The organism is Actinomadura bangladeshensis, from assembly GCF_004348335.1.
GTDB lineage: Bacteria > Actinomycetota > Actinomycetes > Streptosporangiales > Streptosporangiaceae > Spirillospora > Spirillospora bangladeshensis.
The window spans coordinates 1-13,003 of the sequence record NZ_SMJW01000221.1; the positions used below are offsets into that span (position 1 = coordinate 1).

7 protein-coding genes are annotated in these 13,003 nt (G+C 75.3%); 2 read left to right on the forward strand and 5 right to left on the reverse strand.

What is annotated here, in order from left to right; all coding sequences use genetic code 11:
* Positions 1 to 1,936 (reverse strand): hypothetical protein (locus E1284_RS31200; protein WP_131943746.1); only part of this gene is annotated, 1,936 nt, incomplete at its 3' end.
* A 178-nt stretch (positions 1,937 to 2,114) separates the two neighbouring features.
* Between E1284_RS31200 and E1284_RS31205 the strand changes: the two genes are divergently transcribed.
* Both E1284_RS31205 and E1284_RS31210 read left to right on the forward strand, forming a co-directional pair.
* A complete protein-coding gene (locus E1284_RS31205; protein ID WP_131943747.1) occupies positions 2,115 to 4,862 on the forward strand; it encodes an ATP-binding protein in 2,748 nt (915 codons plus the stop codon).
* Positions 4,863 to 4,888: 26 nt separating this feature from the next.
* The gene (locus E1284_RS31210) at positions 4,889 to 5,542 is read left to right on the forward strand and encodes a DUF1361 domain-containing protein (protein ID WP_131943748.1); all 654 of its coding nucleotides are present in this window, start codon (positions 4,889 to 4,891) and stop codon (positions 5,540 to 5,542) included.
* Between the two features lie 10 nt (positions 5,543 to 5,552).
* Here the strand turns inward: E1284_RS31210 and E1284_RS31215 are convergent, their stop codons facing one another.
* The 4 genes from E1284_RS31215 to E1284_RS31230 form a co-directional block, all read right to left on the reverse strand.
* Complete coding sequence (locus tag E1284_RS31215) at positions 5,553 to 5,996, reverse strand: OsmC family peroxiredoxin (protein ID WP_131943749.1); 444 nt, start codon at positions 5,994 to 5,996, stop codon at positions 5,553 to 5,555.
* A gap of 229 nt (positions 5,997 to 6,225) precedes the next feature.
* Positions 6,226 to 7,449 carry a glycosyltransferase gene (locus tag E1284_RS31220; protein WP_131943750.1) on the reverse strand — a complete coding sequence of 408 codons (1,224 nt, stop codon included), beginning with the start codon at positions 7,447 to 7,449 and terminating at the stop codon, positions 6,226 to 6,228.
* On the reverse strand, positions 7,446 to 11,681 hold the full coding sequence (locus E1284_RS31225) for a beta-ketoacyl synthase N-terminal-like domain-containing protein (protein ID WP_165965502.1): 4,236 nt from the start codon (positions 11,679 to 11,681) through the stop codon (positions 7,446 to 7,448). The genes E1284_RS31220 and E1284_RS31225 overlap by 4 nt, the downstream gene beginning before the upstream one ends.
* A partial coding sequence (locus E1284_RS31230; protein WP_207924052.1) for a KR domain-containing protein occupies positions 11,678 to 13,003 on the reverse strand: 1,326 nt, incomplete at its 5' end. The genes E1284_RS31230 and E1284_RS31225, both read right to left, overlap by 4 nt.

The window sequence follows — 13,003 nt, forward strand, 5'->3', positions numbered from 1 at the left end:
TCAGAGGTGTATAAGAGACAGGGAGGGGGCCGGTGGTGACGCGGTCCAGCGTGATGATCGCCGGGTCGCATTCGACGGGCGTCACGGTGCGTCCGCCGCCCGGCTCCGACCGGACGAGCAGCAGCGCATGGTCGGGAAGGTGCTGCAAGGTCACGGGTTCGACGACGTACTCGTACACGCGCTGGGTCGTGTCGGCGTCGCTCCAGTTGGTGCCCTCGGCGTAGGCGTAGGCGGCCGACCAGTTCCGGGAGGTGGAGGCCGCGGTGCCCTCGGTGCGGCTCTCGCCGGTGGATCCGCCCCGGTTCCGGCCGCGCTGGCTGGAGGTCGACCGGTCGGGGAACAGCCCGAACATCTCGCCGCCCGAGTAGCCGACACCCGACGAACTGCTCGTCCCCCAGTTGCGGGACGTGCTCGTCGTGCGGCCGGTGCTGCGGGTCTCCGAGTCGCCCTCGCCCCGGGTGTCGGTCGAGGTGTGCGACTCGTTCCCGCCGACGTTCTTCGTGATCTGCGACAGGACGAACCGGTGGTCGCGGCCGATGAAGCCGGCGGCCCGCGCGGCGTCCTCGTGGTTGCCGAGCCGCATGAAACCGACGGCGCCGCCGCCGATCAGCTCGGCGGACGTCTCGCGCAGCCGCCGGAACAGCAGCGTCAGCGGGACGCCGCGCCGCTCGCAGGCGTCCGACAGCCGCTCCAGGTGGCGGCGGGCCAGCTCGTCGGCGCCGGCGATCACCAGGGCGGGCGTCGACTCCCACGACGCGGTGATCCGGTGCGTGACCCACTGGACGATCAGGTCGGTGAGCAGCTCCGACCGCACGTTGCGGGCCTGGCTGTCCAGCGCGATGCAGGTCAGGTACCCCGCCCCTGCGGTGGACGGCTCCGTGCCGAGGTTCTCCAGGGGGTGCACGTACGACTCGATCCGCGACAGGTTCGCGTGGGCCTGGCGCCGGTACTCCACCGTGAACAGCTCGTTCGCGATGTGCCGCCGCTCGTCGCGGGACAGGGCGTCCCCGTCGTCGGGCTCGCCCATCAGGACGCGGAGGGCCGCGGCGATCCGCGCGAGGGTGATGTCGTCGCCGAGGGCCCGGCACACCTTCGTCAGGATGCGGTCGTCCATGCTCCGCTCGGCGCGGGCGGCGTCGGGGGTGCCGCCGTGCATGGACTCGACGATCGCGTCCACGAGGTCCTGCGGCGACATGTCGGTCAGCAGGCTCGACGACGCCTGGCGGCTGGGCAGCAGCTGCGCGTCCACGCCGATCCAGGCGGCGCGGGCCAGTTCGACCAGTTCACGGCTGACGACCTCCCGCGAGAGGTCGAGCACCAGCAGCGGCTGGACGGCGAGGGCGGACGTCCCGTAGGTGGTGAGCAGCGCCTCCCAGGCCCACAGCGTCCCGCCGAACACGTCGAGCCGGCGGCCGGGCAGCGGGGCCGGCCCCCACTCGGGCAGCCCGTCGAGCCGCGCCCGTTCGGCGGCGTCGTGGGCCTGCCTGCGGGTGTGCCATTGCCGCGACTGCTCCTGGTGGCCGCCGACGACCTGCTTGTGCGCCAGCTCGTGGGCCTGCCGCGCGGCCTGCCGCTGCTGGACGGCCCACCACGTCAGCACCCCGCCGGGCGCCATGGCGACGGCCGCGAGCAGCAGCGACCCGGCCGACAGCCGCGCGGAGGCGCCGGCCGAGCAGGCGGCGAACAGCACCAGGACGGCGGCGATGCCCGCACTGGCCGGGAGGGTGCGGGTCAGCCGGCGCCGGGCGGCGAGCTCGGTCTCGGTGACGCGGCGCGCCAGGTACTCCGGTAACGCCTGCTGCCGCGGCGGCGCCTCCGGGAACGGGGTCAGGAACCACCAGCGGTCCCGGAAGACCCATCCGATGCGGGGCTCGGGGCTGAACAGCCGCTCGCGGCGCGACAGCAGCCCCCCGTGGTCGACCGGTTCGCCCGTCACGACGCTGAACCCCCGCTCTGCTCAGGTGCCGACTCCGCTCGTCACGCCCGCCGCCGCGGCCCCCGGCCCCGCACGGCCATGCCGCAGACCACCCAAGCAGATTGACAGGTAACTTGTCAGGCCCTCCACCTCAAATCGGCCTTCCCACGGGTGCTCTTGCTCAATAACCTGACTCACCATGGCATTCGGGGCTGACATGTGGGAGCTGCTGCGCGGCCTGCCGGTGTGCAGGCTGCTGGAGGTGCCGCGCCCCGACCGGGCGGACGGCCGGGACGAGTGGCGCGACCAGCGGCTCGCGGCACTGGTGTCGGCGTACCACGCGGGCGGGGATCCGGTGCTGGTCGGCTGGCGGCGCGCGGCGGCGTTCGGGCCCACGGAGGTGTTCGTGGGCGGGTCCGGGCTGGTGGCCGACCGGGACGGGCGCGCGGCGACGCTGAGCCTCCCGGCGGGCGGGCGCGGGGTGATGCTCCCCGGCGGCGTGGCCGAGGACGCGATGCCGCACTGGGTCGGCATCGGCGGCATCGCCGACGGCCTGCTCGTCGACGACCGGCTCCAGGAGGAGCCCGCCCGGCCGTCCCTGGAGGACGGTCTGCTCTCGGTGTGGATGCGGCCGTTCGCATGGCTGCTGGTCGCCGAGCCCGTCGACCCGTCCGAGGCCGGGCGCCTCGCCGACGACCTCGCCGACCGGCAGCAGCGCGCCCGGGCGATGGCGGAGATGTCGCCGGAGGAGTCGGTGGCGGCCGTCCGGATGGAGCGGCGGCACCGCGAGCTGCGGCGGTCGGCGACGGACGGGCTGTGGCGGGTGCATCTGGTGGCCGGGGCCGAGACGCCGGAGGCCGCGGCGCGGGTGGCGGCGCTGGTGTGCGCGTCGGCCGACCTGTCCCGGTTGCCGTACGCGCTGGTCCCGGGCGCGAAGGGGCCCTTCGAGGCGAGCACCCCGCTGGTGGCGGCGCTGGCGCGGCCGCCCGCCCGGGAGGTCGCCGGGGTCCGGTTCGTGATGCGGCCGGAGTTCGACGTGACGCCCGAGTCGGCGGACGCCGGGGTCCCGCTCGGCCGGGTCCTGGACCGCGACCGCCGCGAGGTCGGGGCGCTGTCGCTGCCGCTCGCGAGCCTGAACCGGCACACGTTCGTGTGCGGCGCGACCGGCGCCGGCAAGTCGCAGACGATCCGGTCGCTGCTGACCGCCGCCTCCGCGGCCGGGCTGCCGTGGCTGGTCGTGGAGCCGGCGAAGGCCGAGTACCGGCTGATGGCCTCCCGGTTGCTGACGGCGGGGCTGCCGGACGCGCAGGTCGTCGCGATCCGGCCGGGTGACGCGGAGGCGATCGCGGCCGGGATCAATCCGCTCGAACCGGCCATGGGCCCGGACGGGCGGCCGTTCCCGCTGCAGACGCACGCCGACCTCGTCCGGGCGCTGTTCCTCGCCGCGTTCGAGGCGGACGAGCCGTTCCCGCAGGTGCTGTCTGCGGCGCTGACCCGCTGCTACGAGCGGCTCGGCTGGGATCTCGCGCTCGGCGAGCCCACCCTCCCGGGGACGTCGCCGCGGTATCCGTCCCTCGCCGATCTGCAGGCGGTCGCCGAGGAGGTCGTCGACGACATCGGCTACGGGCAGGAGATCACCGACAACGTGCGCGGGTTCATCCGGGTGCGGCTGTCCAGCCTCCGGCTCGGCACGACCGGGCGGTTCTTCGAGGGCGGCCACCCGATCGACTTCGACGCGCTGCTCGCCCGCAACGTCGTCCTGGAGATCGAGGACGTCGGCGACGACCGCGACAAGGCGTTCCTGATGGGGACCGTCCTGGTCCGGCTGGTGGAGCACCTGCGGATGCGGCAGGGCGCGGCCGCCGGCCTGCGGCATCTGAGCGTGTTCGAGGAGGCGCACCGGCTGCTGCGCCGCAGCGAGCAGGCGGGGCCCGCCTCGCACGCGGTGGAGACGTTCGCGAGCCTGCTCGCGGAGATCCGCGCGTACGGGGAGGGGCTGGTCGTGGCGGAGCAGATCCCGTCCAAGCTCGTCCCGGACGTCATCAAGAACACCGCCGTCAAGATCGTCCACCGGCTGCCCGCGCGGGACGACCGGGACGCGGTCGGCGCCACCATGAACATCACCGAGGCGCAGTCGCAGTTCCTGGTCACGCTCACGCCGGGCGAGGGCGCGGTGTTCACCGACGGCATGGACTTCCCGCATCTGGTGCGCATCCCGGACGGCTCCCGGGCGGAGCACGCCGCGCCGCTCGCCTCCCCCGCCGTCCTCGTGACCCCCCGCAGCGGCACCTGCGGGACGGACTGCCGCGACTCCCCCTGCACCCTCCGCGACATGCGCATGGCCCAGCGCGCCATGGCCGACCGCCCGGAGCTGGTGCTGTGGGCGGAGCTGGCCGCCGCCACGCACCTGACCGGCTGGGGCACCCCGCGCCCGGACCCGTCCGTCCTGGACGGCCTGCCCCGCCGGCTCCGCGACTGCGCGATCTCGCACGCCGTGGACGCGGCCGTCGCGTCCCGCGCCGCTCCGGGCGGGCTCGCCGAGCATCTGGCGGCGGTGGCGCACGGCGGCCTCTGCGACAGCGGCGAAACCGTCTATTTCGCGGCCCCCTACCGCTGGTGCCTCGTCCTGGAGGAACTCGAACGCGCCCACAAAGCCGACCCCGGCGGCGGCCGCCACCCGTTCAGCGACAGATGGGAGGCCCACTACGAGCGCGCCATTCCCGGGAAGTCGCTCGCCGACCAACTCGGCAACGTCAGCGCCTGGTGGAACCGCGACCAGCGGGACGCCGACGCCCGCAACCTCGCGCTCTGGGGCTCCACCGGGACCATCGAGAAGGTCGTGGGCGCCGTCCGCACCGACGCCGACTGGCCCGCCCGCCTCCGCGAGGCGGCCTCCCGGCTCGGCAATGCGGACGGCGTGCTCGGCTCCTTTATTTCCACCGAATAGGCGGCGCCTCAGGCACCATGGGAGCCATGGGGATTCTGGAGCAGATGGCACCGAACCTTGTCGACGTCCTCCACCGCAACGCCTGGTGGATGGGCTGGAACACCTTCCTGGCCTGGATTCCGGTCGGGCTCGCCTTCCTCCTCTTCCGCGGGAACCGCGTTTCCCGGTCGCCTTTCTGGTGGACGGGCCTGGCGCTCTTCGTCCTTTTCCTGCCAAATGCTCCGTACGTCGTGACCGATCTCGTCCACCTGCGCGGCGACATCGTCCACGCCGACCGCGGCGGGCCGGTGGTGACCGCGATCCTCCCCCTCTACGGGCTGCTCATCGCGTCGGGCCTCCTCGCGTACTACCTGTCGCTGGCCGCCGCCACCCGCCACCTCACCCGGCTCGGCCTCAGCGCCTGGAACGGCCGCGTCACCGTGGCCGCGCACGCCCTCTGCGCCATCGGCATCTTCCTCGGACGCTGGGCCCGCCTGAACAGCTGGGAGCCCGTCGTCGACCCGCACGCCACCATCGAGCGCATCGTCGTCCACCTGACCTGGACGTGGGCGCCGGCGCTGATCGTCGGCACCTTCCTCGTCACCTGGGTGTGCCACTTCATGGCGAAGGCCGTCGCCGAGGCCTCGTTCGACGCCACCCTGAGAAACGCCCGCCGCCTGCACGCGACGCTCACGTCCTGACCGGCCCGGCTCAGTCCTTGACGAGTTCGGCCTCGACGCTGATCTCGGCGCCGGCGAAGAGCCGGGACACCGGGCACAGCTCGGCCGCCTCGTCCACCGCCGTCTGGAAGCCGGCGGCGTCGAGTTCGGGCACCTTCCCCTGGACGCGCAGCGCCGAGGACACGATGGTCGGCACGCCGTCCACCTCGTCGAGCGTCACGGTCGCCGCGACGGTGAGCCGCTCCGCCTTGGCCTTGTGCTCGCCGAGCCGCAGCGCGAGAGCCATGACGAAGCAGGAGGAGTGGGCGGCCGCGGCCAGTTCCTCGGGGCTCGTCACCCCGTCCGGCCGGACGGTCCGGGCGTCCCAGCTCACCGGCAGCCCGGTGAAGGCGCCGGTCGACCCGCTCAGCGTCCCGCCGCCCTTGGCGAGGCTCCCCTCCCACGTGGTCTCGGCCGTCCGCTCGGCGATCGCCATGTCCCTCTCCTTCCACCGTGACCCGGACGCGGATTCTTCAGCGCCCCACCTATTTTTACAGTCAACTTTGTAAAAAACACAAGGGACGGAGGCCAGGCGGCGTAGTCGCGGACGACGCGGAGGGCGCCGGCGGCGTGCGGGCCTTCGCCGGTCAGGGCGGTCTGGGCGGGGGTGAGGCGGCGGGCGCCGACGCGGCAGAAGTCGGCGGCCGGGCCGGGGCCGCAGGTGGTCAGGCGAGTTTCTCCAGGCGGTCGGCGGCCTCGGCGGCGCCTCCGGCGGCGGCGAACGTGGCGCGCGCGGCCTCGGCGGCGGCGCGGTGCGGGCCGTCGGCCAGGACGGCGGAGAGGGCCGCGCGGATCTCCTCCGGGCGGACGTCCTCGAAGTCGACGGCGATCCCCGCGCCGGCGGCCTCCACCCGGCGGGCGATGACCGGCTGATCGTCCCTGACCGGGGCCACCACCAGGGGCAGGCCGCGGGAGAGGGACTCGCAGACCGTGCCGTGTCCGCCGTGGCAGAGCAGCGCGGAGGCGTGCTCCAGCAACTTGTGCCGGGGGATCCGCTCGCGGACGAGGACGTTCGGCGGCGGCTCGGGCACCGTGCCCGGCGGCGCCGCGAAGACCGCCTGGACGTCCATGCCGCGGACGGCCTCGGCGGCGGCCGCGAGGAACCGGACGGCGGACGGCCCGGCGATCCTGCCGAGGGTGACGAGGACGGCGGGGCGCCCGTCCAGCCACTCCCACGGGAACGCGCACGGGGCCGAACGGGTCGCGGCCGGGCCGACGAAGGCGAAGTGGTCCGGGAAGAACGAGGTGTCGCCGACCAGTGCGGAGGTGGAGAAGACCAGCGTGAGGTGGTCGGAGAAGCGCAGGTCGAGCAGGTCCTCGATGCCGTGGTCGAGCTGGAAGTCCCCGATGTGGTCGCGGATCTCCTCCTCGACCTCCGGCAGCCCGGCGAGCGGGCGGGTGAACTCGGCCGGCGACGCGGCGGACGTCGCCCAGGGGATCTCGCGGTGCCGCGCGGCGACGGGCGCGGCGAGGACGGCCTGGTCCGCCAGCACGACGTCGGGGTGGAAGCGGTCGATGGCCTGCTCGACGCCCGGCATCATCGCGTGGCCGAACGGGACGAGGAAGTCCTCCCACAGGAAGCGGAGCGCGTCGAGGCCGCGCAGCTCCAGCCAGCGGTCGCGGACCGCGCCGAAGTCGTCCCCGGCGCCGAAGACGCGCGAGCCGGGCCGCAGCAGGGTCTCCAGGGACGCGCGGTGCCCCGTCCAGGCGATCTTGTGGCCGCGGCGGGCGAGCTCGGCGGCGACCGCGGCCATCGGGGCGATGCGCCCGGTGAGCGGCGGGGCCGCGAGCAGGAAGCGGCGTTCCGGGGTCCGCACCCGCTGGATTCCCGGGTCGCCGAGGATCGACGGGACCTGGACGCGACGGGCGCTCGCGCGGCGCTGGGTCATGCTCGGCTTACCTCCATGTCGGTTCCGCCGGACGCGGTCGTCCAGGCGACGATGTGCCCGTCGAGTTCGCGGGTCTGCACGGTGGTGACCGTGCCGCCTGCGGCGATGAGAAGCCGTTCGGCGTCGGCGACGGTCACGACCAGGTCGGTACGGTCCGCGCCTGGGTTCATCGACTGCAGCACCGCCTGCTTGGCGGCGCGCACCCGTGCGTTGTTCTCGTTGGCGGCGAGCCCGATGCCCGCCGGTTCGTGGCCGGGCCGTACCAGGGCCACGCCCAGTTCTCCGTCGGACGCGATCGAGACGGTCAGCGGCTCGTCGAAGGGCCCGGTCACGGTCGGCCCCTCGTGGACGGTGAGCTCCGCGGGGAACAGGGGCCCGTGGCCGTTGCGCCATAGGTGGTCCCTGACGGCGTCCTTGGCCGCGATCCGTCCGAGCAGCCACGGCCCCTGCATGACCGGCGGCAGCGCCTCGTAGTCGGCGCGCTCGCTTGCGCAGAGATACTGGCGCATCAGCAGGTCACGGGACGCCGAGCCGTCCCAGCGTTTGCGCGCCGCCGTCCAGCCGCCGGGCTGGGGCTCCCCCGTTCCGGACACCTCGGGAGTGAACTTCATCCGCCACAGGGCTTCGTCGGTGTAGAAGCGGTGCGTGGTCCATCCGTCGATGCGCGCCCACACCGTCCCGTTCTCGCGGATCATCTCCGCCGAGCAGCGCATGGTCGTGTCGGTGAGGGACTGGTTCCAGATCGTCGTCTCCAGCCGTTCACCGGTGGTCGGCAGCGGCCCGTACAGCAGGACGCGTTCGATCCCGACCGGGAACACGGTCTGGTTGGTGTCGCCGTACACCTGGATCCAGTGCGCGCAGAGCTGCCCGGCGCTGTCCATGAGCGCCCCTGGCGTGGGCAAGGCGGTCAGGACGGCGCGCACACCGTCCTCGGCCAGCGCCGTGATCTCGGTGATGCCGCGGAAGAGCGGGCCGTGGAACATCCAGCGTTCCTCGTACAGCCGCTCGGCGGTGACTATGGGCGGGCCCTCGATGGTGAGCGGCGTGCGGTCAGGCGCGGGTGGCAGGGGGTAGTGCTCGGCGAGCAGGACGGTCGCGTCCGCGTATCCCGGGATGACGACCTTGACCCTGCGGGACCGGTCGCCGTCGTCGGCGAGGTAGGCGCGGATGTCGACCGTCGTGGGCGGGCTGGCCACGATCCACCGGACGGCGCGGACGTCCTCGAACCCGATGACGACCGCGTCGGGCAGCAGCTCGCGCGCGGTACCGGCCATCACCTCGACCAGCACGGCCAGCGGGACGATCGGGAACCTGTCCGACAGGTCGGGCCAGCCGGGGGCCTGCGGGACGAGGCAGTGGTCGGCCAGCTGCGGCATCGCCTCGACGGAGAAGGCGCGGGAGACGCTCAGCTCGGCGGTCTCCGGGGGCGGCTCCCCCGCCACGACCGGTGCCGCCCCGCCGCCGAGCGCCTCCAGGACGGACTGCGCGCCGGTCGCCGCGTCGTTCAGCAGTGCCTCCAGCTCCGCCAGGACGGGGTCGTCGGCCGGCAGCGACGGCACGCCCGGCGCGCGGTGGATCGGCTCGACCGCCCCGTCCAGCCTGACCAGCGGCGTGCTGAGGTCGAGCCGCATGCCGGCGGCGGCCGGGGGCGGCGTGGACGCGCCGTAGCCCTCGGCCCACAGCGCGGCGACGACCCGGCGCAGCTGCGCCGTTCCGTCCCGCTTCGGCACGTTGACGGCGATCGCGAGGTGCTCGCGGTCGCCGAGCCGGTCGGCGACGAACCCGGTCAGGCCGCCGGGCCCGACCTGGACGAACGCCCGCACGTGCGCCGCGCCGTAGAGCTCCTCGACCAGCTCGCCGAACCGGACGGGTCCGAGCAGGTGCCGGACGGCGAGGTCGCGGACCGCCTCCGGGCCGCGCGGGAACGGCGCCGCCGTCGACGCCGACCACAGCGGGACCCGCGGCTCGCGGATCTCCAGGGCCTCCAGCGAGTGCCGCACCTGCTTCTCGAACGCCTCGGCCAGCGGGGTGTGGAACCCCGCCCGGAACGGCAGCTCGGTGCCGAGGACGCCCTCGGACGCCAGCCGCCCGAGGATCTCCCGGACGGCCTCCGCCGGGCCGCAGATCACCGACTGGTGCGGGCAGTTGTCGTGGCTGACGAAGACCCCCGACCCCGCCGCGACGGCCTCCCGCGCCTGGGCGGCGCCGCAGCCGAGGACCGCGTACACGGCGTCGGGCGCGTCCAGCGCGGCGCCGTCGAGGTCGCGGATGAGGTCGCCCGCGTCGCACACGCCGGCGACGGTCATGGCCGTCCACTCGCCGAGGCTGTGCCCGGCCACGGCGTCTGGCTCGACGCCCAGTTCGGCGAGCGCGGCGGCGAGCAGGCGCCCGGCGGCGAGCGCGTCGGCGGCGTGGCCGAGCAGGTCGGTGCGGCCGGTGAGGCCGGGGTCGGGCATGCCGAAGTGCGCGGCGACGTCGGCCACGCGCGGGTCGAAGGCGGGCTCGAACCCGGGGAACAGGAACGCCAGCCGGCCGCCCTCCGCGAGCAGCGGCCGCGGCGAGAACCACACGTCGCTGCGGCCGCGCCACGCGGTTCCGCGCTGGACGACGGCCCGCGCCAGGTCGAGCCTGCGCGGCGTGGGGCCGACGATGGCGAGGCGGCACGGCAGGTCGGGGACGTCCTCGGACACCTGGGCGAGGAGCTCGTCGTCGGGAACGGCCAGCGCGTCCGCCAGCTCTTCGGCCGTGCGGGCGGCGAGCCGCAGCACGGCTTCGCCGTCCCGGGGCGTGCCGAGCCTCCGCCGCCGCCCCGGCCGCACGGTGGACGACGGCGGTTCCTGCAGCACCAGGTGCGCGTTCGTCCCCCCGAACCCGAAGGCGTTCACCACGGCCCGCCGCGGGCCGCCGGTCCGCTCCCATTCGGCGGCCTCCCGGACGAGCCGCAGCCTGCCGTCCGCCAGCGCCGGATGGGGGTCGTCCACGTGCAGCGTCGGCGGCAGCACCCCGTCGCGCAGCGCGAACGCGGCCTTGATCAGCCCGGCCATCCCGGCGGCGGGCATCGCGTGCCCGATCATCGACTTGACGGTGCCGAGCCCGACCGGCGGGCCGTCCGCGCCGAGGACGCGGCGCAGCGTCGCCAGCTCCGCCTCGTCCCCCGCCGGGGTGCCGGTGCCGTGCGCCTCGACGAGGCCGACCGCGCCGGGCGCCGCCGGGTCCAGGCCGGCGTCCCGCCAGGCGCGCTCGACGGCGAGGACCTGCCCGTCCACCAGCGGGCTCATGATGCTCGCGGCCCGCCCGTCGCTGGAGGACCCGGCGCCGAGGATGACCGCGTGGATCCGGTCGCCGGCGCGCTCGGCGTCCGACAGCCGCTTCAGCAGCACCATCCCGGTGCCCTCGGCGAGGAGCGTCCCGTCGGCGGCCCGGTCGAACGGGCGGATCGTCTCGCTCGGGCTCAGCGCGCGCAGCTGGCTGAACACGCTCCAGAGCGTGGCGTGGTGCGCGTGGTGGACGGCCCCGACGAGCATCGCGTCCGCCAGTCCGCCGCGCAGCGCCCGCACGGCGTGCTCGACGGCCAGCAGCGACGACGCGCACGCCGCGTCGAGGGTGTAGGCCGGGCCGTGCAGGTCGAAGGTGCCGGCGATGCGGGACGCGGCGAGGCTCGGCACCAGCCCGATCGGGGCGTCCGCGCCGTCCGGGCCGAGCCGCTCGCAGAACGCCCGGCGGATCTCCGCCAGCCGCTCCCGGCCGAGGTCGGGCAGCAGCTCGGCGAGGATCCCGGCGACCTGGTGGGACGTCCGGACCCGCTGGTCGTAGCGGGCCACGCCGGGCGTGATGTAGCCGCCGCGCCCGATGACGACGCCGATCCTGGACCGGTCGGGCAGCCGCTCGTCGCCGCCCGCGTCCGCGATCGCGTCCCCGGCCGTGCGCAGCGCGAGCAGCTGGTCGGGCTCCATGCCGGGCACCGCCGCGGGCAGGATCCCGAACCGGGCCGGGTCGAAGGTGGCGAGGTCGTCGACGAACCCGCCGCGCCGGCAGTAGAACCGGTCGCTCTCCGGCGCCCGCGCGTAGGCGTCCGGGTCGTAGTAGAGCGCGGGATCCCAGCGCCCGGGCGGCACGTCGCCGATCGCGTCGAACCCGGCGAGGACGTTGCGCCACAGCTCGGCCGCCGACCCGGCGCCGGGGAACACCGCCCCGGCGCCGACGATCGCGATCGGCTCGCGGTCCTCGTTCACCGGACGTCCCCGCTCAGCACGACGTGCGGCTCGTCGCCGCGGGCGATCTCCCGCAGCAGCGCCGCCGCGGCGGCGTCCGGGTCGATCAGGGCCTCGTCGCCGCCGGGGGCCGTGCCGCCGTCCGGCCATGGGCCGAGGCCGGCGACGAGCACCCGGCCTCGCAGGCGCCTGCGCCACAGCTGGGCGAGCGTGCCGCATGCGTCCTCGGCCGCCGCGTCGCCGGCCCGGCCGCGGTCCCCGCGCACCCCGGCGAGCCCGCACAGGACGGCGAAGAACCCGAGGTCGGGCCGGACCGCCTGGGCGAGCGCGGCGGCGCCGTCCAGCTTCGCCCGGTACGCCCGGTCGAGGTCGCGGGGCGTCTCGCCGAGCGCGGCGGCGTGGATCACGCCGTCCAGCCGCCGGTGCGTCTGGTGGACGTTCTCGGCGACGCTCCGGACGGCCTGCGGGTCCCGCGCGTCGCCCGCGTGGCAGCGGACGGACGCCGCGTGCTCCGCCAGGGCCTCCAGCCGCAGGTCCTGTTCGGGTGCGCGGGCCATGAGCTCGATGTGGCAGCCGGTCGTCCGGGCCAGTTCCAGGGCCGTCCGCGCCGTGACCTCGTGCTCGACGCCGGTCAGCAGGACGACGGCGTCGCGCCCGAGGTCCAATGCGCCGTCGCCGAGCGGCTCGGCCGGCAGCAGTTCCAGGCCGTGCCGCAGGCCGCCCTCGTGCCCGACCACGACCGGCGACTCGGCGGCCAGCAGCTCGGCCATGATCCGCCGGGCGATCGCCCGCGGGGTGTCCTCGGTGTCGAGGTCGAGGGCCCGGACGAGCGCCTCCGGGTACTCGTTCGCGATGGTCCTGGCCAGGCCGCGCAGGCCCGCGCCCGGGGCCGGGTCGCCGATGCCCCCGCCGTGGAAGCCGTGCCCGAACCTCCCCCCGGCGCCGCTCGCGAGGACCAGCCACCGCAGGCCGCCGGTCACCGCCCGGCCGATGCCCGCGAACGCGCGGGGCAGCACGCCCGCCGCCCCCGGCCGCAGGGCCGCCAGATGGACGAGCCCGTCGCAGGGGCCGTCGACGTCCATCGGCGTCCGCACCTGCGCGCCGTGCCGTTCGAGGAGGTCGCCCAGTTCCAGCGCGATGCCGCACCCGTCGTCGACGAGGACGAAGCTCCGGCCGGCGAAGGTCGTCCCCGACTCCGGCGGCGGCGGCAGCGGATCGAGGTCCACGACCCGCGGGACCCGCCGCACCAGCCGCCGGGCGGCCCGCGCCTCGGGGCGCGGCCACACCTGCCGGTCGGCCCTGCGCATCCGCGGGACGGTCCCGGCATCCCGCTGGGGCGGGGC